The organism is Arthrobacter sp. ASL1 (genome assembly GCF_056680475.1).
In genome coordinates this window covers 2,808,416-2,834,994 of sequence record NZ_CM155284.1, presented here as the reverse complement: position 1 = coordinate 2,834,994, position 26,579 = coordinate 2,808,416, and the positions used below count along the sequence as shown (strand labels likewise).

Annotated in this window: 25 protein-coding genes and 1 pseudogene; 13 read left to right on the top strand and 13 right to left on the bottom strand. The window is 69.3% G+C overall.

Annotation, left to right across the window (positions count from 1 at the left end; all coding sequences use genetic code 11):
• Positions 1-53: 53 nt before the first annotated feature.
• Positions 54-1,955, bottom strand: a complete 1,902-nt coding sequence (locus AC1MEQ_RS13400) for an ABC transporter ATP-binding protein (protein ID WP_479791362.1) — start codon at positions 1,953-1,955, stop codon at positions 54-56.
• Positions 1,956-2,056: 101 nt separating this feature from the next.
• Here AC1MEQ_RS13400 and AC1MEQ_RS13395 point away from each other — a divergent pair, with 101 nt between their 5' ends.
• Positions 2,057-2,599: a MarR family winged helix-turn-helix transcriptional regulator gene (locus tag AC1MEQ_RS13395; protein ID WP_479791358.1), complete on the top strand. Its 543-nt coding sequence runs from the start codon at positions 2,057-2,059 to the stop codon at positions 2,597-2,599.
• Between the two features lie 42 nt (positions 2,600-2,641).
• Positions 2,642-3,595: an oxidoreductase gene (locus tag AC1MEQ_RS13390; RefSeq protein WP_479791355.1), complete on the top strand. Its 954-nt coding sequence runs from the start codon at positions 2,642-2,644 to the stop codon at positions 3,593-3,595.
• A gap of 6 nt (positions 3,596-3,601) precedes the next feature.
• Here the strand turns inward: AC1MEQ_RS13390 and AC1MEQ_RS13385 are convergent, their stop codons facing one another.
• Complete coding sequence (locus AC1MEQ_RS13385) at positions 3,602-4,108, bottom strand: GNAT family N-acetyltransferase (RefSeq protein WP_479791353.1); 507 nt, start codon at positions 4,106-4,108, stop codon at positions 3,602-3,604.
• A gap of 66 nt (positions 4,109-4,174) precedes the next feature.
• The gene (locus tag AC1MEQ_RS13380; RefSeq protein ID WP_479791349.1) at positions 4,175-6,070 is read right to left on the bottom strand and encodes an SIP domain-containing protein; all 1,896 of its coding nucleotides are present in this window, start codon (positions 6,068-6,070) and stop codon (positions 4,175-4,177) included.
• Positions 6,071-6,168: 98 nt separating this feature from the next.
• On the opposite strand from AC1MEQ_RS13380, the gene AC1MEQ_RS13375 reads away from it, so the two are divergent.
• The 3 genes from AC1MEQ_RS13375 to AC1MEQ_RS13365 all read left to right on the top strand — a co-directional run bounded on the left by AC1MEQ_RS13375 (position 6,169) and on the right by AC1MEQ_RS13365 (position 8,209).
• The gene (locus AC1MEQ_RS13375) at positions 6,169-6,984 is read left to right on the top strand and encodes an MBL fold metallo-hydrolase (RefSeq protein ID WP_479791346.1); all 816 of its coding nucleotides are present in this window, start codon (positions 6,169-6,171) and stop codon (positions 6,982-6,984) included.
• Positions 6,985-7,234: 250 nt separating this feature from the next.
• Positions 7,235-8,038: an SDR family NAD(P)-dependent oxidoreductase gene (locus AC1MEQ_RS13370; protein ID WP_479791343.1), complete on the top strand. Its 804-nt coding sequence runs from the start codon at positions 7,235-7,237 to the stop codon at positions 8,036-8,038.
• Positions 8,039-8,083: 45 nt separating this feature from the next.
• A complete protein-coding gene (locus tag AC1MEQ_RS13365; RefSeq protein WP_479791339.1) occupies positions 8,084-8,209 on the top strand; it encodes a hypothetical protein in 126 nt (41 codons plus the stop codon).
• Positions 8,210-8,248: 39 nt separating this feature from the next.
• Here AC1MEQ_RS13365 and AC1MEQ_RS13360 read toward each other — a convergent pair whose 3' ends face one another.
• From AC1MEQ_RS13360 to AC1MEQ_RS13320, 9 genes are all read right to left on the bottom strand, one after another.
• On the bottom strand, positions 8,249-9,718 hold the full coding sequence (locus tag AC1MEQ_RS13360; protein ID WP_479791337.1) for a S8 family peptidase: 1,470 nt from the start codon (positions 9,716-9,718) through the stop codon (positions 8,249-8,251).
• 382 nt (positions 9,719-10,100) lie between these two features.
• Positions 10,101-10,379: a hypothetical protein gene (locus AC1MEQ_RS13355; RefSeq protein WP_479791332.1), complete on the bottom strand. Its 279-nt coding sequence runs from the start codon at positions 10,377-10,379 to the stop codon at positions 10,101-10,103.
• A gap of 105 nt (positions 10,380-10,484) precedes the next feature.
• A complete protein-coding gene (locus tag AC1MEQ_RS13350; protein WP_479791328.1) occupies positions 10,485-11,024 on the bottom strand; it encodes a GNAT family N-acetyltransferase in 540 nt (179 codons plus the stop codon).
• A gap of 72 nt (positions 11,025-11,096) precedes the next feature.
• Complete coding sequence (locus AC1MEQ_RS13345; RefSeq protein ID WP_479791324.1) at positions 11,097-11,852, bottom strand: iron ABC transporter ATP-binding protein; 756 nt, start codon at positions 11,850-11,852, stop codon at positions 11,097-11,099.
• Entirely contained in the window at positions 11,849-12,904 is a 1,056-nt protein-coding gene (locus AC1MEQ_RS13340; protein ID WP_479791322.1) for an iron chelate uptake ABC transporter family permease subunit, read from the bottom strand. The genes AC1MEQ_RS13345 and AC1MEQ_RS13340 overlap by 4 nt, the downstream gene beginning before the upstream one ends.
• Complete coding sequence (locus AC1MEQ_RS13335) at positions 12,897-13,877, bottom strand: ABC transporter permease (RefSeq protein WP_479791321.1); 981 nt, start codon at positions 13,875-13,877, stop codon at positions 12,897-12,899. Before AC1MEQ_RS13335 ends, AC1MEQ_RS13340 begins: the two co-directional genes overlap by 8 nt.
• 15 nt (positions 13,878-13,892) lie before the next feature.
• Positions 13,893-14,870 (bottom strand): siderophore ABC transporter substrate-binding protein, encoded by a 978-nt coding sequence (locus tag AC1MEQ_RS13330; protein ID WP_479791320.1) that lies wholly within the window; start codon positions 14,868-14,870, stop codon positions 13,893-13,895.
• Between the two features lie 215 nt (positions 14,871-15,085).
• Positions 15,086-16,402: a permease gene (locus AC1MEQ_RS13325; RefSeq protein ID WP_479791318.1), complete on the bottom strand. Its 1,317-nt coding sequence runs from the start codon at positions 16,400-16,402 to the stop codon at positions 15,086-15,088.
• Positions 16,399-17,181, bottom strand: coding sequence for an ABC transporter ATP-binding protein (locus AC1MEQ_RS13320; RefSeq protein WP_479791317.1), 783 nt, complete (start codon positions 17,179-17,181; stop codon positions 16,399-16,401). The genes AC1MEQ_RS13325 and AC1MEQ_RS13320 overlap by 4 nt, the downstream gene beginning before the upstream one ends.
• Before the next feature lie 312 nt (positions 17,182-17,493).
• On the opposite strand from AC1MEQ_RS13320, the gene AC1MEQ_RS13315 reads away from it, so the two are divergent.
• From AC1MEQ_RS13315 to AC1MEQ_RS13295, 5 genes are all read left to right on the top strand, one after another.
• Positions 17,494-18,021, top strand: a complete 528-nt coding sequence (locus AC1MEQ_RS13315; protein WP_479791316.1) for an AMIN-like domain-containing (lipo)protein — start codon at positions 17,494-17,496, stop codon at positions 18,019-18,021.
• A gap of 79 nt (positions 18,022-18,100) precedes the next feature.
• On the top strand, positions 18,101-19,078 hold the full coding sequence (locus tag AC1MEQ_RS13310) for a PhzF family phenazine biosynthesis protein (RefSeq protein ID WP_479791315.1): 978 nt from the start codon (positions 18,101-18,103) through the stop codon (positions 19,076-19,078).
• A gap of 162 nt (positions 19,079-19,240) precedes the next feature.
• Positions 19,241-20,683 carry a DHA2 family efflux MFS transporter permease subunit gene (locus tag AC1MEQ_RS13305; RefSeq protein ID WP_479796134.1) on the top strand — a complete coding sequence of 481 codons (1,443 nt, stop codon included), beginning with the start codon at positions 19,241-19,243 and terminating at the stop codon, positions 20,681-20,683.
• Positions 20,684-20,709: 26 nt separating this feature from the next.
• Complete coding sequence (locus AC1MEQ_RS13300; RefSeq protein WP_479791314.1) at positions 20,710-21,408, top strand: TetR/AcrR family transcriptional regulator; 699 nt, start codon at positions 20,710-20,712, stop codon at positions 21,406-21,408.
• 118 nt (positions 21,409-21,526) lie between these two features.
• Positions 21,527-22,786, top strand: a complete 1,260-nt coding sequence (locus tag AC1MEQ_RS13295; RefSeq protein ID WP_479791312.1) for an acyl-CoA dehydrogenase family protein — start codon at positions 21,527-21,529, stop codon at positions 22,784-22,786.
• On the opposite strand, the gene AC1MEQ_RS13290 is transcribed toward AC1MEQ_RS13295, so the two are convergent.
• A complete protein-coding gene (locus AC1MEQ_RS13290; protein WP_479791311.1) occupies positions 22,787-23,551 on the bottom strand; it encodes an alpha/beta fold hydrolase in 765 nt (254 codons plus the stop codon).
• Between the two features lie 289 nt (positions 23,552-23,840).
• On the opposite strand from AC1MEQ_RS13290, the gene AC1MEQ_RS13285 reads away from it, so the two are divergent.
• The 3 genes and pseudogenes from AC1MEQ_RS13285 to AC1MEQ_RS13275 all read left to right on the top strand — a co-directional run bounded on the left by AC1MEQ_RS13285 (position 23,841) and on the right by AC1MEQ_RS13275 (position 26,415).
• Positions 23,841-24,011: a hypothetical protein gene (locus tag AC1MEQ_RS13285; RefSeq protein ID WP_479791310.1), complete on the top strand. Its 171-nt coding sequence runs from the start codon at positions 23,841-23,843 to the stop codon at positions 24,009-24,011.
• Between the two features lie 213 nt (positions 24,012-24,224).
• Positions 24,225-25,311: pseudogene (locus tag AC1MEQ_RS13280) on the top strand (NAD(P)/FAD-dependent oxidoreductase).
• 42 nt (positions 25,312-25,353) lie between these two features.
• A complete protein-coding gene (locus AC1MEQ_RS13275; protein ID WP_479791308.1) occupies positions 25,354-26,415 on the top strand; it encodes an aldo/keto reductase in 1,062 nt (353 codons plus the stop codon).
• Positions 26,416-26,579: the final 164 nt, after the last annotated feature.

Here is a 26,579-nt window from a genome sequence, read left to right as displayed (position 1 = left end):
CTGGCACGCCGGCTGCCTCCTGGTCCAGCCATTGGGGGTTGATGCGACCGAATCTACCGGTTGATCCCCAGCGACAAGCCATCCGCCTGGGACCGGGAGCGGGCCAACCGGGCAAACGGGCCGTCGCCAGCACGCAGCTCGGCGGGCGTCCCGCGCTCCACAATGCGTCCGCCATCGAGCACGACCAGCTGATCGGCCTGCTCGACCGTGGAGAGCCGGTGGGCGATCGTGATGGTGGTCCGGCCCTCCGCCAGCCGGTCCAGGGCCGCCTGCACCAGGGCCTCGGTCGTGTTGTCCAGCGCCGACGTCGCCTCGTCGAGCACCAGGACCCGCGGGTTGCGCAAGATGGTCCGGGCGATGGCCAGGCGTTGCTGCTCTCCGCCGGAGAACCGGTGCCCGCGGGCACCGACCAGAGTGTCCAGGTCCTTGGGCAGGGAGGCGATCAGCCCGTCGATTTGCGCTGCCTTCAGCGCGGCCCACAGGGTGTCCTCGTCGGCGTCGGGATCAGCCATGAGCAGGTTCTCCCGGATCGAGGCGTGCACCAGGTAGGACTCCTGCGAGACCACGCCCACGATCCGCGACAGGTCCGCCGGAGACAAGTCCCGCACGTCGATCCCGTCGATGGTCACCCGGCCGTCGGTGGTGTCATGCAGGCGCGGTACTAGCGAGCCCAGGGTCGACTTGCCCGAGCCGGTGGCCCCGACAATCGCCGTCGCGGTCCCTGCCGGCACCAGCAGATCGATATCCGACAAAACCTGGGCATCGCCGTCGTACGAGAAGCCCACGCCCTCGAAGCGCAACTCCCCACGCACGGTGGCCGGGTCGATGGCGACGGGGTGTTCGGGCGGGGTGATCTCCGGGACCAGGTCGAGGTATTCGAAGATGCGGCTGAACAGCGCCATGGCAGTCACCCATTGGACCCCGACGTTGAGCAGGCCCATGATCGGGCGGAAGATCGCGGCCTGCAGGGAGGTGAACGCGACGATGGTGCCGATGGTCATGCCTCCGGTGGCCGCGGGGAAGCCGCCCGCCAGGTAGATCACCGCGGGGATGGCGGCGAAGACGATCTGCATGGTGGCCATGCGCCAGCGCCCGGCCAGCTGGGAGCGCAGTTCCAGGCCGATGAGGCGGTGGGAGCTGGTGGTGAAGCGTTCGGCGTCGCGCTCGGTGGTGCCCAGGGTCTTGGACAGGCGCACCCCGGAGACGGAGAGGCCCTGTTCGACCTGGGTGTAGAGATTGGCGAGCTCGGCCTGGCGGTCGGCGGTGATGTCGCGGCGCATCAGGGCCACCCGGCGGCTGAGAATGACTGCGGGCGGGATGACGATGAGCGAGAGGATGCTGAGCATCGGCGAGAGGGCAACCATGGCGATGGCAGTGGCGACGGCGGTGGTCAGGTTCGAGGCGATGGACGTCGCGGTGGTGGTGACCACCGATTGCATGCCGGCGATGTCGCTGGTCAGCCGGGACTGGACCTCGCCTCCGCGGGTGCGGGTGAAGAAGGCGAGCGACTGGGCCTGCAGGTGGGTGAACATGCCCGAGCGCAGCGTGTGCATGACGCGCTGGCCCATGTCGGTGGCCATCCAGGTCTGCACGACGCCGATCAGCGCGGTGATGGCCGCGATGACGACCATGGCGCCGGCCAGGGTGGCGAGCAACGGGATGTTCGCGTTCGGGATGGCGTCGTCGATGATCGCGCGGATCAGGAACGGCTGGGCCAGCCCGGCGATCGAGGCGAGGCTGATCAGCAGTACCAGCACGGTGATCATGCGCCGGTGCGGGGAGAACAGCGCTGCAACGCGGCGCAGGCTGACCGGGTGGTCGGTGAGCTGGTTGCGGTCTGCGGCGCTGACTTTGGCGGGGCCGGGGCCGCCGGGGCGGTCGCCTCCCATGCCTCCGGCTGCGGGTGGGGCGGAGGACGGGGCGGAGGACGGGGTGAGATTTGGGGCCGATGCCATCGGCACCACCTCCTGGGTCGAAGGGGTCGCGCGGGTTTCGCGTAAACTATGCAGAGGTTACCTCACTATGTGGTTGCCGCGCAAATAGGTACACTGGTTCCATGACCTCCCGCGATGCCGACTTCCCCGCCGCAGGGTTCGCCGACGAACCCGACCTGGGCGAGCTCTTCCACGCCGCGTTCCGCGGGCTGCGCAGCCGTTGGACCCACGAACTGGCCCCATTCGAAATGACGCCGCACCAGTGGCGCGCCCTGAACACGCTGGCCCGGCACGGGGATGCCTGTGCACCAGGCGCGGGGCGAGGAACGACGGAGGCCCTACGTGCAGCGGTCGCCTCACCGGAGGGGGTGCTGCGCCTGAAGGCGTTGGCCGAGCAGCTGCGGATCGCGCCACGCTCGGCCACCGAGGTGGTCGACCAGCTCGAGGCCAAGGGGCTGGTCGAACGGATCCCCGACCCCCACGACCGCCGCGCCGTGCTGGTCCGGCTCACGGACACCGGGCAGGATTTGCGCTCCGGGGTGCAGCGCGCGCGGCGCGAGCAGGCCAACGAATACTTCGCCCGGCTGGATTCCGGCGAGCGCGCCGAATTGGCCCGGCTGCTGGGCGTCCTGGCCGAGGAGGCGCACGCCGGGCAGCGGGTCTAGGGTGGGACGGCACGCATCCACCCACCCCCAGGAGCGCACCACATGCCCCGCACCCCCCGCTGGACCACCGAGGATATCGGCGACCTGTCCGGCAAGACCGTCGTGGTCACCGGCGCCAACAACGGACTCGGACTGGCCACGACCCGCGAGCTGCTCCTGCACGGTGCCCACCTGGTGCTGGCCTGCCGGAACGCAGAAAAGGGCCGGGCCGCTGTGGAACAGCTGCGCGCCGAGGTGCTCGCAGCCGTTGGCGAAGTGCGTGCGGAGGTCATGCCGGTGGACCTGTCCATCCTGTCCACGGTCCGCTCCTTCGCGTCGGAGTTCCTGGAAAACCACCCCAAACTCGACCTGCTGGTCAACAATGCGGGCATCATGATGACGCCTCCCGGCGTCACCGCGGATGGTCATGAGATCCAGTTCGGCACCAACCACCTCGGCCACTTCGCGCTCACCGGCCTGCTGGTGGATGCTCTCGGAGCCGCTCCCCGGGCGCGAGTCGTCACGCTTTCGAGCCTGGCCCATCGTGGCGGGACTATGGAGTTCGACAACCTGATGTTCGAGCGGGGCGGGTACTCCCCCACGACCGCCTACAACCGCTCAAAGCTGGCCAATCTGCTCTTCACGCACGAGCTGGACCGGCGGCTGAAAGCGGCGGACCGCGACACGATCGCCGTCGCCGCGCACCCGGGAGTCGTGGGGACTGATCTGTTCGGCCATGTCTTCGACCGGCCCGCGCTCCGTCCTGCCCGTGCTGTGTTCAACGCGGTGATGCCGCGCCCACGGGACGGCGCCCGGCCCACCTTGCGCGCGGCCACCGATCCAGCGGCCACCGGTGGCGAATACTTCGGACCGGGAGGTCCCGGTGAATTGCGCGGGGCACCCCGGCTGGCGCACGAAGCGGCGGGCGCCCAGGACCGGGAGGCCGCCCGCACATTGTGGGATGTCTCCGAACGGCTCACCGGCGTCAGCTACCTGGACGCCCCGGCCGGAAGCTGACCTGGGTCAGATGAGCGGCAGCGTCATGCCAATCTCCACGTGCCCTGGACGTTCGGGGAGCTCCTGCGTTTCACCGGTTTCGAGGAGGCCTTGCCGGAGGTAGAAGGTGCGGGCCCGCCGGTTATCCGCAAAAACCCATAGGTCAAGCCGCCCGGCACCCGATCGTCGTGCCCAGCCGGCGACGGCGGCAATGAGTTCGCCAGCCACGTCCGATCCTCGGGCCGCGGGCCCCACCCACATGCCGGCGAGTTCACAACCGCCGGATCCGGGTCGCAGGATCCCGCTGGCCACACCCTCGGGTATGACGGGCGGGGCACCGGCGGGAGCCTCGGGCCAGGCCAGGAACCAGTTCCCCTGGGTGGCCCGCTGGCGCCATTGCGCTTCCGTGAAGCCGGATTCGCGGGCCCGGGTGGCGCAGAACGCCGCCGGGGCATCGGCGAGCGCCTGCAGGCGCACCGCCCGCAAGGCGTGCCAGTCGTGGCCGCCAGCTTGTCGGACCGTGGGGCTTGTCATGCCCTCACCCTCGCACGCCGGAGGGTCCCCCGGCCACGCACGGCCCGACGGGAGCGGCTGTGCCTGCTACCCCTCGGCCCGGCCGGCCCTCCAGTAACCCATGAAGGAGACCTGCTTGCGATCGATGCCGACGTCGCGCACCAGGTAGCGGCGCATCGACTTGATGACCCCGGCCTCGCCGGCGATCCACGCGTAGAACGGCTGGCCCGATCCCGACGTCGTCTCCCAGAGGATGCCCTCGTCGACGTTCACGTCCTCGAAGTCCTTGCCCGGGTCCACCGCACCCGCACCGGGAACGGCGACAGCGGACCGGACCGCCGCCTCCAGCAGGTTCCCCGGGGCCTGCATCCCACGCGGCAGCCACTGCACCGCCACGCCGGAGCGCGTGAACGAGCCCTGGATGTCCTCCACCGAGGGCACCTCGATGAACGCGTCGCCCGTGATGCCCGGCGGCAGCGACTCCAGGATCGAGCAGATTGCCGGGGCGGCGGTCTCGTCGCCGGCCAGCAGGATGCGCCGGGCCTGGCCGGGACGGAATTCGATGCCACCGTAGTCGTGGCCGCACAGGGCACGGTTCGGTCCCAGGATGATGACCTCGTCACCGACCTGCGCCTCCGCGGCCCACACCGAGGCGGGCCCGCCGACCAGGGCACCGTTTTCGCGGCGCACATGCAGCACGAAGTCCAGGTCCAGTTCGGGGTCCTCCCCGGCATTCCCGGGGTGCCCGGCGGGGCGGAAGGACCTGACCGTATAGGTGCGCATCGCCCCCCGTTCGGACGGGTCCTTGGCCAGCCAGGCGCGGTACCAGCCCGATGCGTCCTCGTCGCTGATCATCCCGCCGGGGGACAGATCGGCAAAGAGCCCGCGCATGCGCTCGATGGCCCCCTCGCCGGGCGGCGGTACCAGGACCTTGATCCGCAGATCCAGCGGGTGTCCGCCGGTGCCGAAGTGCCCGAGCTCGGGGCCGGCCAGAGTCAACCGGCGGAAGCTGGGGCCGAGGTCCTGGACGTCGACGGCCGTGAGGCCGAACGCCAGGGTCGGGCACACCTCCACCGCCGGGCGAAGCGGCTCGGGCACGATGGCGGATTTCCCGTCTTCCTGCACTGCCGCGGCCTCCAGCCCCGGGGCCTGCTCCCCCGCCAAACCCTCGTCCCGGGCCGGGGTCTCGTCGTCCAGCCGGGTGGTGCGGAACCGCGTGGCGCCCACGTTCTCCGCAGCCTCCGGGCGCTGCACGCGGTGCCGGCCGATCGGCAGCACCAGCGGGGAGCCGGCGACGGGGTCGGTGATCACCCGGGCCGGCAGCCCGAACACGTTCTGGACCAGTTCGGCGGTCAGGACCTCGGAGGGGCGCCCGGCGGCGGCCACCGTGCCGCCGACCAGCGCGACTAGGTGGTCGGCGTAACGCGTGGCCAGGTTGACGTCGTGCACCACCATGACGACCGTCGTGCCCTGACGGCGGTTGAGGTCGGCGATCGCATCGAGCAGGAACAGCTGTTGGGCCACGTCCAGGTGACTGGTCGGCTCGTCCAGGAGCACGACGCCGGTCTCCCGGCACAGGACCCGGGCCACCGCGAGCAGCTGGAGCTGATCGGCCGACAGGTCCGCTGCCGTACGGTCGACGAGGCCGGAGCACCCGGTCGAGGCGAGCGCCCGGTCGATTGCCTCGTCGTCGGCCTGCGTCCACCCGTCGGAGGCAGTGCCCCACGGCGCCCGGCCGAGGGCAACGTACTCCCGCGCGGTGGCGACATCGACCTCCGGATGGGGTTCGGCCAGCAGGCCCGCCATGCCGGGCGGGGCCTCCGCGGAACCCCCCGCGAGATCGCGCAGCAGGGTCGACTTGCCGCTGCCGTTGGCTCCGATGACCATCGTGATCTGGCCCGTCGGGAATTCCAGCGTCAGGTCCTGCAGCACCGCGCGGGACGCAACGGCCAGGGACAGACTCTCGGCCTTCAGGGTGTTCATGTCTTCCTCCGGTGGTCGGGTTTGGCCGCGGCGCATGCGCGGTTTGGTGCTAGTCGGCTCACGGATACGGCTCGGTGCTGCTGCCCTAGACTGGCGGCATGACCCAGCCGACGCCCGCCCCGCTCCTGCACGTGACCACGTGCGCCGCCATGATCACGGCCCCGAACCCCGGCCCGATGACCTTGGACGGAACGAATTCGTACCTGCTGCGTGCCACGCCGGACGCCGACTCGGTCGTGGTCGTGGACCCGGGGCCCGCCGACGAGGGCCACCTGCAAGCCTTGGCGGGCCAGGGGCGCGTCGAGCTCATCCTGGTCACCCACCGGCATGCCGACCACACCGAGGGGATCGACCGGCTGCATGAGTTGACCGGTGCGCCGGTGCGCGCCGCGCTCGCGGAACACTGCCGGTCCGCCGAGCCACTGGTGGACGGCGAGGTCATCGCGGCCGCGGGGGTCGCGATCCAGGTGGTGGCCACTCCCGGGCACACCTCGGACTCGTTGTGCTTCCTGTTGCCGGAGGATGGCCACCACGGCTCCGTCCTGACCGGCGACACCGTGCTGGGTCGCGGAACGACGATCCTGGATTTCCCCGATGGGACGCTCGGCGACTATCTGGCCAGCCTCGATGTGCTCTCCGGCTTCGGCCGTGCCGCCATGCTCCCGGCCCATGGGCCGACGCATCCGCACCTGGGCACCGTGATCGAGCAGTACGCGTCGCATCGCCTGCAGCGCCTGGACCAGGTCCGCGCGGCCGTCGCCAGGACCAGCGCCGGGGAAGCGGACCCGCGGCCATCCATCGGGAAAGTCACCGACCTGGTCTATGCCGACGTCGACTCGGCGGTGCGCGGGGCAGCCGAACGCTCGGTGGCCGCCCAATTGGATTACCTGTTCGGGGCCACGGGACGGGCGTAGGGTTACGGCGGCCGGCACGTCAGGCCCGCGCCGAGTACGGCAGGCAGGGGCGGGCATGGCATCTGGCATCCACGCTGGTCTCCCCTCACGGTTGGCCCCGGGAACGACCCGGAAGAACATTGTCTTGTTAGGCTAGCCTTAGCCGCGGTTATTACGCAAAGTCCAGGTTCCCTATTGCCTCCCGATGACGATTCCGTCTCGCCCGCGCTGCCTCTTTGGACTGGCAGGTTCGCCCCGCTACAGTCGAGACATGGCCAGTCCCACGCAGCATCCCGAGACGCATTACTCCGCGCAGCCGTCCGTCACGGCGCTCATCACCGGGGCCACTTCGGGCCTCGGCGCCGAGTTCGCCCGACAGCTGGCGGCGCAGGGCTATTCGCTCGTTCTCGTGGCCCGCAACCAGGAGCGCCTGGACTCCACGGCCGACTCGCTGCGGGCCCGCTACGCCGTGCAGGTCCAGACCATCAGCGCCGACCTGGTGACCGAATCCGGCGTGCAGACGGTCGCCAACCGGCTCGCCGACTCCAACCACCCGGTCACCACGCTGGTCAACAACGCCGGCTATGGCCTCAAGGGGAACTTCGCCGACAACGACCTGGCGGACGAGCTCACCCACATCAGCATCCACATTCGAACACCGCTGATCCTCTCCCACGCCGCACTGCGGACCATGGCGGAAATCGGTGGCGGCCGGATCATCAACATCGCCTCGGTCGCCGCCTTCACCCCGCGGGGCACCTACTCCGCGGCGAAGGCCTTCCTGGTCAACTTCAGCCGTTGGGCCAACGTCTTCTACCGTGACCGCGGCATCTCCGTCACCGCAGTCTGCCCCGGCTTCACCCACACCGAGTTCCACGACCGCATGCAGGTGGACAAGAAGTCGATCCCCTCCTGGTCATGGCTGGAGGCCGAAGAGGTCGTGCGCAGTGGCCTGACAGATGCCATGGCTGGCCGTTCGGTGTCGATCCCTAGCACGAAATACAAGGTCATCTCCTTCCTGGCCCGCATCGCCCCAGACGCCGCGGTGGCACGCATCGCGCAACGCGGCCGCTGAACCGCCACGCCGAGGCCGTACCGGCCATCGGTGGCGGCGAACCGGATGACGCTGCAGCATGAGCGAAACGCCGAGGTGGCGGCCATCGTCACCAGCCACGACCAGCTCCTTGCTGACCGTATTGAACGCGTCCTCCACCTCCACGACGGAACGCTGGCCGGGACGCCCTGAGGCGTTCCGGCCAGCGTGACCTCCCGGTCCTACAGCGCGTCAGCTGCCGACGTTGTACAGGACCTTTCCGGCGTCGACCAGGCCTGCGCCGCAGCCCAGCGAGCAACCGCCCGGCAACGGCCGGGTCCCCTGCTTGAGCCAGTACTCCACCGAGCTCGGGCTCATGTAAGGGTTCTCGGAGCGCATGAGTGCCACGACTCCCGCGACGTGCGGGGTGGCCATTGAGGTGCCTTGGTACTCGGCATAGGCCTCGGCACCCGGCGTCGTCCGGCCGGAGTTCAGTGTGGAGAGGATGCCGCCTCCGGCGGTCGAGGTGTCACCGCCCGGGGCGGTGACGTCGATCCGCGAACCGTAGTTGGAGTACCAGGACATCCCACCGGACTTGTCGCTGGCGGCCACGGTGATCACGTTGTTGCAGTTGGCCGGACGTGAGTTGGCGGCGTTCTGCTGCTCGTTGCCGGCGGCTACGACCACCGAGGTTCCGCGGGAAACGGCCGAATTGATGGCATTCTGGTAGGTGGTGCCGCAGGCACCGCCTCCGCCGAGCGACATGTTGATCGCATCTGCGGGGTTGGGATTGGACGGGATGCCCGGGACGGTTCCGCCGGAGGCCCACACGATGGCGTCGGCGATGTCGGAGAGCATGCCGCCACACTTGGCCAGGACCCGGACGGGGACGACCTTGGCATCCGGTGCGACGCCGGCGACTCCCTTTCCGTTGTCGGTCACCGCGGCGATGGTTCCGGCGACATGGGTTCCGTGCCAAGAGGAGTTGCTTCCCCTGCCGGAACCGCACTCGCCGGCGTTGAACCAGTCGCCCTGGTCGGCGGCATTGGCGTCCCGGCCGTTCCCGTCGCGGGCCGCCGTGGAGTCGGAGACGAAGTCGTAACCGGGCACGACGTTGGCATTAAGGTCGGAGTGGCTGGTGATCCCGGTATCCAGGACCGCCACGACGGCACCGCTGCCGGTCGAGTAGTCCCAGGCGGTCGGGGTGCGCATGCCGGTGGAACCGGTGAAGTCCCACTGTTCGCCGTAGCGAGAGTCGTTGGGCGTGAGCGCTGAAATCTTCATGAGCACGTCGGGTTCGATGGAGGCGATGGTCCCGCTACCGGCGGCATCCACCATGAACCGCTTGGCCTCGGCCGCCGTCATCTTGCCGTCGGCCTTCATGACGTGGGCACCGGTGGCCGTGGGGCGCAGTTCTTTCATGCTGACCCCGGCATCTTGTGCCGCAGGGCTCAGGGACTTCACGCGGGCCTGCTTCGTTGCAGTGCGCGCGGAGTCCTTGTAGGTCACGACGAACTGGTCGTACTTCTGCCCTGATTCCAGGGCACCCGTCGCTACCGTTGCCAGCTGGGCCGCCGGTGCGTCCGTGGATGCCGGCCGGGCTGTGGGGCCGGAGGCCTGCGCCGGAAGCACGGAGAGGCCGCCGATCAATGAACAGGTACCGACCACGGCTGCCGCGGACAGGGCCATGGTACGGATCGATCTGCTGGGTTTCGGACCCATAGTGCACTCCTTTGTGTCGTTCTCGCCTAATGCGCCCGGCTGCGCCACCGTGGGATCAGCCGAGTCACGCAACGGATACTAAGCATGTGTTGACTACTTTTGAAAGAGTTCTTCAATATTTAAAATCAAGAACTTGAGAGTTGTCTTTACAGTCGACAAGGAGAGTGGCTGTCATAGGGAAGTGGATTCCCCGGGCGTCCTGCGGGAATTCGGCCCGCGACACGCCGGTCCCGTGGCCGAGTGGTTTACGCTAAGGCCGGACTAAAGTCCCGAGAATTTTTCGAAACCGGTCGTCGATGGCGACCGCGCGGAGGAAGCCACACAGTCATGAGCCGACCGGACACCGGCGGCCGTATATCACCGCATGCTGCCTGGTGTCGGACTACGGATTGCGCAGGCGGCGCCGACGTCCACCCAGGCGCAAGCCGGCCCAAAACGCCAAAACCACCAGCCCGGCGACCAGGACGATGGCTCCGACGACCCCTGCCGTCGAGGTGACGTGCACGCCCTCCAGGGAGCCGGTCGCGTCGGGCAGGGGCGCATAGGCGAACCACCCGAAGGTCGCGGGCCGGGCCTCGGCCCGGAGCATGACGACGAGTCCCCCGATCACGGCTGCCACCGCTGCCAGGGGCAGGAAACGCATGAGGATCCGGATGTTCATGGGCCAACTATAGGCAACGCCGCACACCCGGTCACTGCACCCCTGACGTGGCTGTCGGCGACCCGTTCATCCCACGATGCGGCGCTTGTCGCCGCGACCGCAAGGTCACCGGCCGACGGCATACAGGAGCATCTCCACCGGCTCGGAACCGGACCGGCGGGGATGCCGCGTGGTGTCGTCGTGGCGAAACCCCGCCACTTCGGCCGTCCTGATTGATGGGGCATTCCACGGTTCGATGTGCAGCTCGATGCGATCTACGTCTGGCAAGGCACGTCCGAAGTCCGCCAGGGCCCTCAATGCCTGCCCCGCATACCCATGGCCCCGATACGCCGGGGCAATCGCGTAGCCGGCCGAAGCCACCTGCGCTCCGCTCGTCCAGAGTCCCGCCTGGCCGACGGCCTGCCCCGTTTCGCGCAGTGCCACGCAGAAGGAATATCCCGTGCCCGCTACCAGACGGGCCCATTGGCGTTCGATGTATTCGAGGGCCTGGGCCGTGTCGGCGTGGGCGGGAAGCGTGCCGATTTGGGGGACGTAGGGATCGGTCGCCAGATCGCGCACCATCGCGATGTCGGCGCTCGTGAAGGCGCGGAGGAACACCTCGCCGGAAGCGGGCGGTGGGTCGGGAAGTGCCAGCGGTCGGGTCATGCATCGAATGATCCCCGACGGAACCGACCATGGCCACCACCGACCCTCGACTGGCCTCCGGCGGAACTCACATCAGTAGTAGACGGCCAGCGGCCCGTGGGGGCCGTCGATGACCTGCACCGGGGTGTCGAAGACCCTGCTGAGCACGTCATCGGTCATGATCTGCGCGGGGGTGCCGAATTCGACGACCTTCCCCTCCTTCACGGCACAGATGTGGTCCGCATAGTGCCCGGCGAAGTTGATGTCATGGATGACGATGACGATGGTGCGGCCCAGTTCCTCGGCGGCACGGCGCAGGTGCTGCATCATCTGGACCGAGTGCATCATGTCGAGGTTGTTCAGCGGCTCGTCGAGCAGGACGTGTTCGGTGTCCTGGGCCAGCACCATGGCCACGTAGGCGCGCTGGCGTTGGCCACCCGAGAGCTGGTCGAGGTAGCGGTTCTCGAGGTCGCCGAGGTTCAGGAAGTCGATCGAGCGGGAAATGGCCTCCTCGTCGACCACGGTGAGGCGGCCGCGCGAGTGCGGGAACCGGCCGAACCCGACGAGTTGGCGGACCGTCAGGCGCGCGGTGAAGTGGTTCTCCTGGCGCAGGATGGAAACGATCTTGGCCAGGTCCTTCGATGCGGTGCTGGCCACGTCGTAGCCGGCGACCTCGATGGCACCGGAGTCGAGGCCGAGCAGCCGGCCGATCATGGTCAGCAGGGTCGATTTACCGGCGCCGTTGGGCCCGACCAGCGCGGTGATGCCGCCGGTCGGGATCTCGAGGCTCACGGGACCGATTTCGACGTCGTCGCCGTAGCTCTTGCGGACGTCGTTGAGGGTGATCACAGGCGGCCCTTTCGCAGGATGAAGTAGAGGAAGACGGAGCCGCCGATGACCTCGATGATGATCGAGACCACGCCCTGGGCATAGAAGACGTTCTTCATGATGAAGTACGAGCCCGCCAGGACGACGAACCCGATGAGCACGGCCACCGGGAAGACGTAGCGGTGGTCATGGGTGCCGGCCAGCTGGTAGGCCAGCGTCGCGACGAGGAACCCCAGGAAGGTCATCGGGCCGACCAGGGCGGTGGAGATGGCCATGAGCAGCGAGATCAGGAACAGGCTCCGCATCACCTCGGCGCGGTGGTTGAGCCCGAGGTTCATGGTGGTGTCCCGGCCGAGGGCGACGACGTCCAGGCGCCGGGAGTTCGCCCAGATCAGCCCGCCGGCGACCAGGCACACCGGGATGGCGATCGGCAGGTAGGACGCGTCGGCATTGGAGACGGAGCCGAAGAGCCGGGCGGTGAGGATGTCGAATTCGCTCGGGGAGAGCAGCCGTTGCATGAAGGTGGATACGGATCCGAGCCCTCCGCCGATGATGATCCCGATCAGCAGCATGACCTGCAGGTTCCCGTACTTGCCCGAGAGGAGCCAGCCGTAAAGGGCGACCGACAGCCCGACCATGACCACCACCTGCAGGATGAATTGCGGGATGCCCTGGACGGCGGTGATGCCGGCGGCCCCCAGGAAGAACACGGCAGCGGTCTGCACGGCGATGTAGAGGGATTCGAAGCCCATGATCGAGGGGGTGATGATCCGGTTGTTCGTCACCGTCTGGAAGCTGACGGTCGCCATGGCCTGGCAGAAGGCGACGACGAGCATCACCACGACGCTGGTGCCCCGTAATTCGGCGATCCGCCAGAATCCGGCGGTTCCCGGCGGCATCGGGTTGTCCCACGCCAGCAGGCCCCAGCCGAAGCCGGCGGCGAGGATGATGAGGATCCCCAGCACGATGCGGTAGCGCCGGCGCGAGCGGGCGGTGGGCAGGGGGCCGGAGCCGCGCGGCGTGGTGCGGGCCGGGGCGGTGGCGGCACTTGGTGGTGTTGCGGTCTCAAGCACGACGGCGCTGCCTCAGGAGGAGTCCGATGAAGACGATGGCCCCGACGACTCCCAGGATCAGCGAGACGGGAACCTCGAAGGGCATGATGATGGTGCGTCCGATCAGGTCGCAGACGGTGACGATGCCGATGCCCAGCAGGCAGACCCACGGCAGGTTGCCGCGCAGGTCGTCGCCGCGGAACATCGAGACGATGTTCGGCACGATGAGACCGAGGAACGGCAGGTTGCCGACCACCACCGTGACGACCCCCGTGGCGATGGCGATCAAACCGGTGCCCAGCAGGATGACCTGGTGGTAGTTCAAACCGACGTTGGTGGCCACTTCCTCGCCGAGACCGGCGACGGTGAACCGGTCGGCGACCAGGAAGACGGCGATGCCCACCAGGGCGACGATCCACAGCACCTCGTACTGGCCCTTCAACACCGACGTGAAACTACCGGCGAACCAGATCCCCAGGCTCTGGAGCATGTCGGTCTGCAGGGCGATGTAGGTGGAGACCGCCCCGACGACGGCCCCGAGCATGATGCCGACGATCGGGACCGTCAGGGACTCCTTCAGCGAGACCCGGCGCAGGAAGCCGAAGAAGACCATCGTTCCGATGAACGCGGCGACGACGGCGCCGATCATCTTCATGGTGATGCTGGCACCGGGGTTCACGATCATGACCGCCAGCAGTCCCAGCCCGGCCCATTCCGTGGTCCCCGTCGTCGTGGGTTCGACGAAGCGGTTCTGCGTCAGCAGCTGCATCACCAGGCCGGACATCGACATGGCCGCGCCGGCCAGGACGAGGGCGATGGTGCGTGGGATGCGCGTGATGCCGAACATCTCGCGGCCCTGTTCACCGCCGAAGATGTCGTAGACGCCGGTGAACAGGGAGAACACCAGCAGGGCACCGACGACGGCGATGCCGATGAGGAGCCGTGGTTCGAAGAGCCTGCCCTTGGGGGCGGCGCGCTGGGCCGTGGTGGTCATCGTGCCGGATCGTCCTTAGCCCTCGAGGGCGTCGGCGAAGGAGTTGAAGAACTCGGTGTAGGTCTGGATGCCCTCGTTGGTGTACGTGTCGGCGGGCATGTAGACGATGCGCTCGTTCTTCACTGCCGGGACGTTCTCCAGTGCCGCGGACGATGCGAGGAGCTTGTCGGCGGGCTGGTAGGAGGCGTCCTCGGCGGCAACGGCGGCGTCGCGGTCCATCGCCAGGATCCAGTCGGGGTTGGACTTCGCGATGGCCTCCACGGAGATGTCGTCGCCCTGGTGGTCCTCGCTCGCATCATCGACCTCGAGTGCCGGGGTCAGGCCCAGGATGTCGAACACCGGTCCGAGCGTGCGCCCGTTGCCCGGTGCCGAGTAGCCGATGTCGCCACCGGAGGTGATCACGGCCATGACCTTGTCGTTCTTGTCGTAGGCCTTCTTGGCGCGGGCAATGGAGGCGTCGAGCTCCTGGTTGAGCTGCCTGGCCTCGGCCTGCTTGCCGAAGACCTCGCCGAGCACGCTCGTCTGGCGCTTCAGTTCCGCGTCGAGCGGCTGTCCGTCGCGGGGGTCCAGTTCCAGGATGGTGGCCTCGGGCGCCAGCCGCGCGAAGTCCTCGTGGAACTGGGCGAAGCGCTGTCCGTTGACGATCAGATCAGGTTCGGCGGCGACGACGGACTCCAGGTCCGGTTCGCGGTGGCTACCCAGGTCCACGATGGAGTCATCCCGCGTGTAGGCGATGCTGTCCGGCATCAGGCTGACGGCACCGGCGGAGAGCTCGACGCCCCAGTCCGAGAGGGTCTGGAAGGTCCGGTTGTCGGTGGCGACGACGGAAGCGGGCGGGGTCTTCACGTTCTGGGTGCCGTTGTTGTCCTGGACCTCGATGGTCGTGGTGTCGCCACCCGCGTCGGTCGATGCCGACGACGTGCCGCCGCAGGCGGTGAGGGCGAGGGCGGAGACGCCGAGCAGGACGCCGAGGCGCAGTTTGATGGAGGACATCGTTGATCCTTACGAGTGATGGGAGTCGCGGTGGCCAGCAGGTAGGGGCTCTCCGTTAACTTAGCCTGCCCTATGTAGATAACGATCATTGATGCTGGTGTTATTCATGTCACATAGAGAAATGTTGATTAAACCAACGGAATCTGGCACCCAAAGGCGGGACGGGTCACCGGCGTCACTTCCGATGCCCCGCCCCGCGTTGTGTGTGCCGGGGCCTACGCGGCCCGCAGGACAGTGCGTGAACCCGCCAGCGTCAGTGCTCCCCTGACCGCCAGCACCCCGGCCGCCAGCGTCGCGGCGACCACCAGGACGGTCAGCGGGGAGGTGATCATCGCGATGCCGACCAGCGGCAGGAGCAGGACGCCGGCGACCAGTGCCGACCCGAGGGAGACCCACAGCAGCGGTGCCATGACCGAGCGCACCCGGGCGCGGTCCATCGTGGCCGGATCCATGCCCAGCCGGCCCAGGTTCGCATAGAGGTCGCGGCGGTCCAGGGTGAGGGCGCACTGGTTGATGACCGCCGAGCAGCAGACGCCGAGGAAGGAGGCGAGGATCGTCACCAGCACCCCGGTCAGGACATCGTCGACGAGGGCCAGGTCCTGCGGGCTCGATTGGCCGGCCGAGGTGGCCTTCATCATGGCCGCCCCAGAACCGCCGAACACGGCGACGAAACTGGTCATTGCCACGCCGGAGACCTGCCGCCAGGCCGCCTGCGGGGATTCGAGGATCATGCGGGCGGCCAGGAGCCGTTCGGGGGTCTCGGCCGTGCGCAATGAGCGTCTGGCCAGCAGCCCCACGACCCAGGGCCCGACGACGTTGAGCACCGCCAGCACGGCGGCGAAGGCGCCCAGCATGACCGCGATCATGACCGCCAGGTCGCTGAACGCGCTGAGCTGCTGCAGGGCGGCGATCGCCGCGATGACCACGATGCCCGCGACCAGGGCGCGGGTCCAGCGGGCGCCCGGGGCGACGGCCCGGATGCGCACGCCCAGCGGGGAGACGTTCAGCCGGCGCAACCCCACCACAGCCGAGACGATGCCGATGAGCACGACGGCGAAGGCGAGCGCGACCACGATCCCCGGCGCCATGAACATCCCGGAACCGATGGCCCGCCCCCGGAAATGCACCAATCCGACCAGCGGCGCCGATGCCAGGTAGAGCACGATCCCGCCGGCGGCACCGAGCAGGGCCAGCGCCGCGGAGTCGATGACCGTCACGGCGCCGGCGAGCGCCGGGGTGCCGCCGAGCAGCCGCACCGTGGCCAACCGCTCGTCGTGCGAACGGGCCGACAGGCGGGCCGCGGCACCGCCCAGGACGGCCAGCGGCACCACGAGGAGCACGACGGCGATGCCGGCCAGGATCAGGTACAGGCCGGTCAGCTCGTCCTGTACGACCCGGAACGACAGCCCGCCGGCGGCCACGAGCAGCAGCAGCGCAGTGGTCAGCGCGTAGGCGGTGATGGTGAGCAGTTGCGGTGCCAGCCGTCCGCGGGTGGGCCGGCCCAGCAGCCAGGCGAGGGAGAAGGCCCTCATGACAGCACCCCGGCACCCGGGGTGGGGGCACCGGCGTCGTGCAGGATCCGCCCGTCGAGCAGGTGGATGACGCGGTGGCAGCGGGAGGCGACCTGCTGGTCGTGGGTGACCATGACCAGGGTGTTGCCGCGGCCGACCGTGGCCTCGAGCAGGATGTCGAGGACCTCGGAAGAGGTCGCCGAGTCCAGCGCTCCGGTGGGTTCGTCCGCGAAGGTGACGGTGGCGCCGGTGACCTGGGCGCGGGCAATGGCCACGCGCTGGGCCTGTCCGCCGGAGAGCTGGCCGATGCGCCGCTCCTCCATTCCGGCCAGGCCGAGCGCCCGGAGCCATTCGGCGGCCCGCGGCAGGGCGGCCGAGCGCGGGACGCCGTTGATCATCAGCGCCATCGCGACGTTCTCGATGGCGGTGAGCTCGGGGATGAGCAGGCCGGACTGGAAGACGAACCCGAAACTTCCGCGGCGCAGCCTCGAGCGGGCGGATTCGCCGAGGGCGGCGATCTCCACGGGCCCGGTGGCCGCCGACGGGTCCTGGAACAGCACGGATCCGGAGTCCGGGCGTTCGATGCCGGCCAGGGTGTGCAGCAGGGTGGACTTGCCGGAGCCCGACGGACCCATGATGGCCAGCGATCCGCCGGCCGGTATGTCCAGGCCGAGGCGGTCCAGGGCGGTGGTGCTGCCGAACGCCCGGGTCAGGTCGCGGGCGGCCAGGACCGGGGCGGGTCGTCCGGCGGCGGGTCGGAGTGATGGTGGGCTCTGCGGGTGCGGTGTGTTCTGGTGCATGGTTCCAGTGTTCCGCCGGGCGGGGCTCCCGCGGATCCACCGCAGAGCTGAACCTGCCGCGGCGGTGTCCTCCCGTGGGATGACCCCCGACCGCCGGAACGGGTTCGTGACCGGGGCGGGCCAGGAGCCGCAAACCGTGGCCATTGCTCCACCCCAACGCTCCCCCAACCGACGCGAAAGCGACCTGAAGCCGGGCCTTCATCACATTTATGCACCATCGTGATTAATCCCTTTTCCCGGGGCCGCCGGTGGCGCATCATGGGGCATCAGGGGGCACCAGCCAAAAAAAGCACCCTTGGGAGTGAAGGAACCATGAAGACACTGAAAGCGGGCCTTGCCAGCGCCCTCCTCGTTGCGGGGCTGGGGCTGGCCCCGGCAGCACCAGCGGCCGCTGCACCGTATTGCGGCATCACCTGGGGATCGCTCGCCGATTCCGCCTCCGCCACGTCCACGGCGCGGGTCACCAACGCGCGCGCCGGACAGCACACCTGCTACGACCGCCTGGTCATCGACCTGCGCGGGAAGGTCCGCGGCTACGACGTGCGCTATGTCAGCGCCGTCTACACCGAGGGCCAGGGGAAGCGGGTTCCGCTCGACGGCGCCGCCGACCTGCGGATCATCGTGCGCACCGGCAACAGCCCTTACAACCCGGCCAGCGACACGCGCGCAGTGAACGTCTCCGGCTTCCGCACGTTCGAGCAGGTGGCCTACCTGGGCAGCTTCGAGGGCCAGACCTCGTTCGGGCTCGGCGTGCGCGCCCGGCTGCCGTTCCGCACGTTCATCCTCAACGGCCCGGGGACCGGTTCGCGCCTGGTCATCGACGTCGCCCACCGGTGGTGATGCCGCTGCACCGGTAACCATCACGTCATGAACCCGGCGGGGGCCTCCCCCGCCGGGTCCGGTGTGCCACGATGGCGCCATGAGCCTCCGCCCATTCCGCCAAGTCGACGTCTTCACCTCCACCGCCTACCGGGGCAACGCCCTCGCCGTCGTCCTGGATGCCGACGGCCTCGACGAGGAGGCGATGCTGCGCTTCGCGAACTGGACCAACCTGGCCGAGACCACGTTCGTGCTCCCGCCCACCGACCCGTCGGCGGACTACCGGGTCCGCATCTTCACGACGACGACGGAGCTGCCCTTCGCCGGCCATCCCACCCTGGGCACGGCCCACGCCTGGCTCGAGGCCGGCGGCCGGCCCCACCGCCCCGGGGTCATCGTGCAGGAATGCGGCGCCGGGCTGATCGAGGTCCGCACCGAGGGACGGGACGGGGACGGCGGGAACCGCCTGGCCTTCCGCTCCCCTCCGCTGCAACGCACCGGCCCCCTCGAGGACGACGTCCTGGCCTGGGCACTCTCCGGGTTGGGACTCGACGCACATGACGTGCTCGACCACCAATGGGTGGCCAACGGACCCCAGTGGGCGGTGCTGGTGCTGCGCGACGCCGATGCCGTGCTGGCGCTGGAACCGGACTTCCCGGCGTTGGAGGGCCTGGAGATCGGGGTGATCGGCCCGCATCTGGCCCCGGGGGTGAAGGCCGGCTCCTACGCCCGCCGCGACGAACACCGCCCCAAGGGGACCCGCGCCGAGCTCGAGCCGCTGCGTCCGGCCGGCGGTGGGGCTGCCTTCGAGACGGCCGTCGCCGGCGTGCCGGCCGACTTCGAGGTCCGCGCCTTCTGCCCCGGCGAGGGCCTGCCCGAGGACCCCGTGACCGGCAGCCTCAACGCGGGCATCGCCCAGTGGATGATCCCGGCCGGGCTCGCCCCGTCGTCGTACACCGTGCGCCAGGGGACCCGGCTGGGGCGCGCCGGGCAGGTCGGGCTCTCGGAGCACGACGGCGGCATCTGGGTCTCGGGGCAGGCCATCACCTGCATCGAGGGCACTGTCCGCACCGGCTGACGGCCGGGCGCGACGTCGCCCAGATCACCGGCTTTCGGAGGTCCCAAGCCGCGCCGCGCGGAGTAGTCTCTATCGGTGACCAACGCACAGACCTCCCCGAAAACCGCGCCGGACGACCGCGCCGCCTGGACCGCCCTGTGGGCCCTGGTGATCGGGTTCTTCATGATCCTGGTGGACTCCACGATCGTCTCCACGGCGATGCCGGCGATCATGCGCGGGCTGGACACCGGGATCAACGGGGTCATCTGGGTCAACAGCTCCTACCTGCTGGCGTTCGCCGTGCCCCTGCTGGTCACCGGACGCCTGGGCGATAGGTTCGGGCCGAAGAACCTGTACCTGATCGGGCTGGTGCTGTTCACCGCCTCCTCGCTGTGGTGCGGATTGTCCCCGAGCATCGGCATGCTCATTGCCGCCCGCGTGGCCCAGGGCCTGGGCGCGGCCATGATGACACCGCAAACGATGACGTTCATCACGCGCATGTTCCCGGCGCAGCGCCGCGGGGCGGCCATGGGCGTCTGGGGGGCCGTCGCCGGTGTAGCGACCCTGGCCGGACCGATCGTCGGCGGCGTCCTGGTGGACACCCTGGGCTGGGAATGGATCTTCTTCGTCAACGTCCCGGTTGGCCTGCTGGCCCTGTGGCGCGTGTGGGTCAAGGTCCCCCAGCTGCCCCGGCACAGCCACAGTTTCGACTGGCTGGGCGTGGTGCTCTCCGCGGTGGCCATGTTCCTGATCGTGTTCGGCATCCAGGAGGCCAACACCTACGACTGGGGCACCATCGCGGGACCGGTCACGGTCTGGTCGCTGATCATCGTCGGTGTCGTGGTGCTGATCGGGTTCGTCATCTGGCAGTCCTTCAATCGGCGCGAGCCGCTGCTGCCGCTGGGCCTGTTCCGCAACGCCAACTTCTCCCTGGCCAACATCGCGATCACCGCCATGGGCCTGGCGATCACCGCGATGAGCTTCCCCATGATCCTGTACCTGCAGTCGGTGCGCGGCATGACCCCGACCATGTCGGCCCTGATGATCGCCCCGATGGCCGTGGTCTCCGGGGTGCTGGCCCCCTTCGCCGGCCGGATGACCAACAAGATCGACCCCAAGGTGCTTGCCGTCCCGGGGTTCCTGCTTTTCGGCGGCGGGATCGTCGCCTACGGGCTGCTGCTCACCCCCGACGTCCCCCTGTGGGTGCTGCTGCTGCCGCCCGTGGTGATGGGCATCGGCAGCGCCGGGATCTGGCCATCGGTCTCCCTGACCGCGACGCGGGACCTGGGCCAGGCCGACGCCGGTGCCGGATCCGGCGTCTACAACACGACCCGCCAGGTCGGCGCCGTCCTCGGGTCGGCCCTGATCGCCTTCCTGATGGAGGCACGCATCAGCGTCGAATCCACGGCGGTGCTGGCCACGATGCCGCACACCGCGGATGCCGGCGGCGCGGCCGGGGCGGGATCGGAGGCCACCATGGGCCAGGCGATCCCCGAATTCCTGCACGGTGCGTTCTCCACGGCGCTGGGCCAGTCGTTGCTGTTGCCGGGACTGGTTGCCGTCTTCGCCGCCGTCGTCTGCCTGTTCTTCCGGCGTCCGGTCGCCGTCCCGGAGACCCGCGACTGAATCCCTCCCGTGCTAGATTCACCGGCATGGACCACACCCTGAGCGTGCCCGAGCCCGCCCTGCGACTGCTCGTCGAGCGCGGATTCGACGCCACCAGCGTGGACCAGCTGGCGGAGGTCCTGGGCATGAGCCGCAGTACCTTCTTCCGGCGGTACGGCTCCAAGGAGGACATGGTCTTCTCCGACATGGAGGCCGTCATCGACGCCCTCGAGCAGCACCTGGCGGAGCCCGGACGCGGGGTCGCGGAACGCGTGGCCGCGGCGGCCCTGTCCGTCTTCGACCACCACACCGCAAGCCCCGGGGCGTCCTCCCTGCGGTTCCGGCTGCTGCACGAGGTCCCCTCGCTGCGCGACCGCGAGCTGGTCAGCACGCACCGGTACGAGCGGGCCTTCCGCCGTGGGATCCGGGCGGCACTCGGCGTCGGCCCCGGACTGGAGGGGCCACAGCTGGGCGTCACCGCCTACGCCGCGGCCGTCGTCGCGGTCCACAACGCCTTCCTGCGCAGCTGGCTCTCCGATCGGGACGCCACGCTGCGCGGACGCCTGGCCACCGAACTGGGCCAGCTGGCCGGGATCTTCCTGCCCCGGATCGAGGGCGCCGGGACGGAACCGGAAGCCGCACGGCCCGGCCGGGTCGTGGTCGCCATCGCCGATACCGGAGCGGCCACCGACGACGTCCTCGAGGCCGTCCGCCGTGCCCTCCAGGCCGATCCGCCCTCCGCCTGAACGACCGCAGATGAAACTGAGTGTCTTGACCTGAACCGGAGTTTCAGCGATGCTGGGGGAACACCCCCGGACCGCCGACGCCCGTGCGCCCGGCCGCATTGAGCCGAAGGACAACCCCATGAGCACCCCAGATACCACCACCGCGACGGAATCCCCGCTGGCCGAATTCCCGCTCGGCGTCGTCGAACCGGAGTACGAGCTCTGGGGCGAGGTCGACGTCGACCCGGCCGGACTGTTCGGCGAGGACAACATCCCGGCGGAGGACCGCGCCTACTGGGACCGCGCCCGCCGGTTCGGGCTCGACGAGGTGCGCCCGGTCATCGACGACTACTGGGACCGCTCCGACTACCCCTTCCAGCTGGCCACCCGGCTCGGCGACCTGGACCTGCTGCGCGACGGCATCGACGTCGAGGGCTACCCGGCGATGAGCACCCTGGCCGCGGGGCTGGTCAACATGGAGCTCTCCCGGGCCGACGGCTCGGTCGGCACCATCGGGGCCGTGCAGGCCGGGCTCGCGCTGCGCTCGATCGCGTATTGCGGTTCGCCCGAGCAGATCGCCAAGTGGGTCCCGAAGATGGCCCGCGCCGAGATCCTGAGTGCGTTCGCACTGACCGAGCCGACCCACGGTTCGGATTCGGTGTCGCTGGAGACCCGGGCGACCCGCGTCGACGGCGGCTACGTGCTCAACGGCGAGAAGAAGTGGATCGGCAACGGCTCGACCGGCGGCATCACCGTCGTCTGGGCGCGCGACGACGAGGGCAACATCCGCGGATTCATCGTCCAGCAGGAGTGGGAGGGCTATACCGGCACCACGATCCCCGGCAAGCTGAGCCTGCGGGCCATCTGGCAGGCCCACATCCGCCTGGAGAACGTCTTCGTCCCCGATTCGCACGTCATGCCCGGGGCCAACTCGTTCAAGGACACCGCCAAGGTCCTGTTCGCGACCCGGCTGGGCGTCGCCTGGTCCGCCGTCGGCCACGCGACGGCCTGCTACGAGTCGGCGGTGCAGTACGCCGCGCAGCGCACCCAGTTCGGCCGGCCCCTGGCCTCGGCCCAGGTGGTCCAGGAACGCCTGGCCCGCATGCACTCCGAGCTGGCGACCATGCAGCTGATGGTCATGCAGATGACCCGCCGCGAGGAGAAGGGTGAGCTCTCCCCCGTCCAGGCGTCGCTGGCGAAGTACACCTGCACCCGCACCGCCCGGCAGATCGCCTCCAACGCCCGGGACCTGCTGGGCGGCAACGGCATCCTGATCAAGAACCGGGTGGCCCGGCATCTGGCGGACATCGAGGCCGTCCACACCTACGAGGGCACCGAGACCGTCCAGGCGTTGATCATCGGCCGCTCCATCACCGGCGTTTCGGCCTTCAACAAGTAGTCATCCGCGCAGGAACGGAAGCATCTCGGCCAGCACCTGATCCGGCGGGTAGAGCGTCGAACCGTGGGTTCGGCCTTCCAGGGGGACGAACCGGGCGTCGGGCATCAGCTCGGCGGCCCGCCGTGAGTCGAGGTAGCGCTCCCGGTCCCGCGTCCCGGCCATGAGCAGCGCCTGGAGGTCCAGGTCCGACAGGACGGATTCCTCGAGCCCGGGTTCGATCTCGGTGCGTTCGAAGTAGGCCACCAGGGCCTCGGAGTCGTTGGCCATGAAGGCCGCCCGGGTCTGCGGGTCCAGCCGCTGCCCGTCGACGAAGGCCTGCATCCCGCCGGTGCGGAGGGCATCGAGGTACCCGTCGAAGAACACCTTCGCCACCTGGCCGGACTGCGGCCTGAACGTCCCACCGAGTGTCACCAGCTTCCGGACCCGCCCCGGCGCCGTCGCGGCCAGCGAGAACCCGACGCGCGAGCCGAACGAGTAGCCGACGACGGCCGCGCCGGCCAGCCGCTCGGCGTCCATGACCGCCAGGACGTCGGCCACCAGCAGGTCCATCGCGTAGGACCCGGGAGTGTGCGGCTTGGCGCTGCGGCCGTGCCCGCGCAGGTCGATCCGCACCACCGTGAAGCCGTCCAGCGCCTTCACGTATCCGAGGCCGCGCCAGATCGCCCGCGAGAGCGCCGAACCGTGCAGCAGGACGACGGCGGGGCCCTCCCCCGTCGCATCGTAGGAGATGGTGGTCCCGTCCAGGGTATTGGGTGCTTCGGCCATGGCCTCAGGCTATCCCGCGGCCCGCCAGGGCCCGGCACCGGGCATTCACACTGTGCGTTGCCGCCGTTGCCAGTGAACGCCAAGCTTCGGCCGTTATTGTCTTTAAGTGCCTCATGGAGGTGCGAGTGATGAGAGCACCGGCTGGATAATCGATGATTCCCCCCAACTATCGATTCAGCCGGTGCTCGTCTCGTTAAGACCGGCGTCCACCGCCGCACCAGCCACCCTCGACAGGCCAGCGCTTCGGGGCGAGACTGGGTTCATAGGCACGTTAACGAGGGAGGAAGCCATGAGTGAGAACCCCGAGGGGCTGTCCACGGACGGTCCGGCCGCGGAGCCGGACAGCGCCGAGGCCGCAGCGGCCAAGGCCCACAAGGCCCAGCACGACCACGACGACGAGCGCGTGGACGAGTGGGAGGAGGAATCCTTTCCCGCATCGGATCCGCCGTCGAACTACTGACCCCCGCAGGCTCCCACGGAGCTGCCACGGGACGCACAGCTGGCTCCAAGGATCGCTGGTTAGGCTGATGGAACCTTCTCAAAGGTGCGAGTGATCAGAAGCACCGGTTATAGCGGTTTGTCGCCTCCTTGTCCGCTATGGCCGGTGCTTCACTCTTTTAACCGATTTAACCCGCAGGCCGCCAGCGGGCGGACGGCCACGTAGTCTGTGCCCATGGCCCGACCAGCATCCCCCCATATCGCCGTCCTCGGATCCGGCGTCGCCGGCGCCTCCACCGCCTTTGCCCTGGCCCGCGCCGGGGCCCGCACGACCCTCGTCGACGCCGGCACCGGCCGGTGCCGCAACCCCGGCCGGTGCCGGCATCATCATGCCGTGGGCCACCGCCAGCGAGGGCCCCTTCTACGACCTCTACGCCGCCGGCGCCGAGTACTACCCACGTCTCCTGGAGGAGCTGGCGGCCGTGGGCGTGGACGACGTTGACTACCGCGTCACCGGTGGCCTTCTCGTCCACGACGACGCGGACCTCCTGCGCACGACGGCGGAACGCATCTCCTCCCGCATCTCCGGATCCACGGTGGCCGGCACCCTGCGCCGGGTCGACGCCGACGAGACGCGGCAACTCTTTCCACCGCTGCGCCCGGGCCTGGCGGGCCTGCACCTGGGTGGTGCGGCCCGGGTCGACGGGCGGTCCCTGCGCGACGGGTTGATCCGCGGCGCCCGGGCGTGCGGTGCCGAGCTCATCGAGGCCGCCGCGAAACTGCTGCCGGCCCGGACGGCCTCCGGCACCCCGGGCCTCGACGCAGGCGGCCGGATCCTCGAGCCGGACGCCATCATCGTCGCCGCGGGAGTGTGGACCGATGAGGTCCTCGCCCCGCTGGGAGTGGGCACCGGCGTCGTGCCCCAACGCGGGCAGATCCTGCACCTGCGCGCCGACGGACACACCACGGACGACTGGCCCAGCGTGCATCCTCTCGGAGAGGTGTACATGGTCGCCTTCGGCGGGTCGCGACTGGTCTTCGGGGCCACCCGGGAGGACGGCACGGGGATCGACGTGCGCCGCACCGCGGCCGGGCAGCGCAAGCTGTACGACGGCGTCCTGGAGCTGGCCCCGGGCCTGGCGGACGCCACCGTGCTGGAGACCCGCGTCGGCATCCGTCCGATGAGCCCGGAGGCCCTGCCGGTCACCCGCCGGCTGGCACCGGGCGTCTGGGCCAACACCGGATTCGGTCCGGCCGGCCTGACGATGGGCCCGTTGGTGGGCCACCGGCTGGCCCGGGACGTGATGGCCGCCACCGCGTAGCATGGGGCTGAACCCACCCGTCATCCCGTGAGGAGACCCGCCTTGGTCCAGGACATCCACGTCGACCGCGCCCATGAAGGCCACCGCCCCTACGCCGCAGCCGAGGACCGGCACGACACGCTCGGCTACCGCCGGGTCGGCAACTCGGGGCTGCTGCTCCCGCCGTTGAGCCTGGGCCTGTGGTGGAACTTCGGGGACAACCGCCCGTTCGACACCCAGCGCGAGGTCCTGCGCCACGCCTTCGACCACGGCATCACCCACTTCGACCTGGCCAACAACTACGGCCCTCCCTATGGGTCCGCCGAGGAGAACTTCGGGCGGATGCTGCGCACCGACTTCAAGGCGTATCGCAACGAGCTCGTCGTCTCCTCCAAGGCCGGCTACGACATGTGGCCGGGCCCGTATGGCAATTGGGCCTCGCGCAAGTACCTGATCGCCTCGGCGGAAGAGTCCCTGCAGCGCCTGGGGTTGGATTACGTGGACATCTTCTACTCCCACCGCCCCGATCCCGAGACGCCCATCGAGGAGACCGTCGGCGCACTGGACACGCTGGTGCGCCAGGGCAAGGCGCTCTACGTGGGGATCTCGTCGTACTCCCCCGAACGCACTGCGGCGGCCAAGAAGGTCGCCGACGAGCTCGGCACCCCGCTGGTCATCCACCAGCCCTCCTACTCGATGCTCAACCGCTGGGTCGAGGACGGGTTGCTGGACACCCTCGACGACCTGGGCATGGGCTCGATCGCCTTCACCCCGCTGGCCCAGGGCCTGCTGACCGGCAAGTACCTCGACGACAAGAACGCGGTCCCCTCCGGCGGCCGCTCCTCGTTGGCCGGGCTGACGGAGGAGAACCTGTCCAAGGCCCGCGAACTGGCGAAACTGGCCGAGCAGCGCGGCCAGACGCTGGCACAGCTTGCCATCGCCTGGCTGCTGCGCAAGGGCGGGGTCACCTCAGTGCTCGTCGGCGCCTCCTCGACCCGCCAGCTCGACGAGAACCTGGCCGCGGTCGGGAACACGTCGTTCACGGCGAAGGAACTCGAACTGGTCGACGGCATCACCAATGGGGCCGATAGCGTGGACATCTGGCGCCAGTTTTCCGACTCGTAGGCGGGACCGTGGGGGCCGACAACCGGTCCCCTGCACTGTTGGCGAGCGGCCAAAATGTGCAGATGCAGTGACCCGATTCACAAACCCGCCCATCCGGGACATGATGGTTTCGTGCGCCGTTCCACGGGGCGCACCCCTTAGTCCCAACGAAGAGGAGTCAGGCA

What these genes read in the sequence shown, in the direction of transcription:
- AC1MEQ_RS13305 (WP_479796134.1), top strand. Translation starts at nt 19,241, where the DNA reads ATGATCCTGGTGGACTCCACGATCGTCTCCACGGCGATGCCGGCGATC.
- AC1MEQ_RS13285 (WP_479791310.1), top strand. Translation starts at nt 23,841, where the DNA reads ATGAGTGAGAACCCCGAGGGGCTGTCCACGGACGGTCCGGCCGCGGAG.
- AC1MEQ_RS13370 (WP_479791343.1), top strand. Translation starts at nt 7,235, where the DNA reads ATGGCCAGTCCCACGCAGCATCCCGAGACGCATTACTCCGCGCAGCCG.
- AC1MEQ_RS13390 (WP_479791355.1), top strand. Translation starts at nt 2,642, where the DNA reads ATGCCCCGCACCCCCCGCTGGACCACCGAGGATATCGGCGACCTGTCC.
- AC1MEQ_RS13300 (WP_479791314.1), top strand. Translation starts at nt 20,710, where the DNA reads ATGGACCACACCCTGAGCGTGCCCGAGCCCGCCCTGCGACTGCTCGTC.
- AC1MEQ_RS13395 (WP_479791358.1), top strand. Translation starts at nt 2,057, where the DNA reads ATGACCTCCCGCGATGCCGACTTCCCCGCCGCAGGGTTCGCCGACGAA.
- AC1MEQ_RS13400 (WP_479791362.1), bottom strand. Translation starts at nt 1,955, where the DNA reads ATGGCATCGGCCCCAAATCTCACCCCGTCCTCCGCCCCGTCCTCCGCC.
- AC1MEQ_RS13335 (WP_479791321.1), bottom strand. Translation starts at nt 13,877, where the DNA reads ATGACCACCACGGCCCAGCGCGCCGCCCCCAAGGGCAGGCTCTTCGAA.
- AC1MEQ_RS13360 (WP_479791337.1), bottom strand. Translation starts at nt 9,718, where the DNA reads ATGGGTCCGAAACCCAGCAGATCGATCCGTACCATGGCCCTGTCCGCG.
- AC1MEQ_RS13315 (WP_479791316.1), top strand. Translation starts at nt 17,494, where the DNA reads ATGAAGACACTGAAAGCGGGCCTTGCCAGCGCCCTCCTCGTTGCGGGG.
- AC1MEQ_RS13290 (WP_479791311.1), bottom strand. Translation starts at nt 23,551, where the DNA reads ATGGCCGAAGCACCCAATACCCTGGACGGGACCACCATCTCCTACGAT.
- AC1MEQ_RS13325 (WP_479791318.1), bottom strand. Translation starts at nt 16,402, where the DNA reads ATGAGGGCCTTCTCCCTCGCCTGGCTGCTGGGCCGGCCCACCCGCGGA.
- AC1MEQ_RS13380 (WP_479791349.1), bottom strand. Translation starts at nt 6,070, where the DNA reads ATGAACACCCTGAAGGCCGAGAGTCTGTCCCTGGCCGTTGCGTCCCGC.
- AC1MEQ_RS13295 (WP_479791312.1), top strand. Translation starts at nt 21,527, where the DNA reads ATGAGCACCCCAGATACCACCACCGCGACGGAATCCCCGCTGGCCGAA.
- AC1MEQ_RS13350 (WP_479791328.1), bottom strand. Translation starts at nt 11,024, where the DNA reads ATGACCCGACCGCTGGCACTTCCCGACCCACCGCCCGCTTCCGGCGAG.
- AC1MEQ_RS13310 (WP_479791315.1), top strand. Translation starts at nt 18,101, where the DNA reads ATGAGCCTCCGCCCATTCCGCCAAGTCGACGTCTTCACCTCCACCGCC.
- AC1MEQ_RS13320 (WP_479791317.1), bottom strand. Translation starts at nt 17,181, where the DNA reads ATGCACCAGAACACACCGCACCCGCAGAGCCCACCATCACTCCGACCC.
- AC1MEQ_RS13355 (WP_479791332.1), bottom strand. Translation starts at nt 10,379, where the DNA reads ATGAACATCCGGATCCTCATGCGTTTCCTGCCCCTGGCAGCGGTGGCA.
- AC1MEQ_RS13375 (WP_479791346.1), top strand. Translation starts at nt 6,169, where the DNA reads ATGACCCAGCCGACGCCCGCCCCGCTCCTGCACGTGACCACGTGCGCC.
- AC1MEQ_RS13330 (WP_479791320.1), bottom strand. Translation starts at nt 14,870, where the DNA reads ATGTCCTCCATCAAACTGCGCCTCGGCGTCCTGCTCGGCGTCTCCGCC.
- AC1MEQ_RS13385 (WP_479791353.1), bottom strand. Translation starts at nt 4,108, where the DNA reads ATGACAAGCCCCACGGTCCGACAAGCTGGCGGCCACGACTGGCACGCC.
- AC1MEQ_RS13365 (WP_479791339.1), top strand. Translation starts at nt 8,084, where the DNA reads ATGACGCTGCAGCATGAGCGAAACGCCGAGGTGGCGGCCATCGTCACC.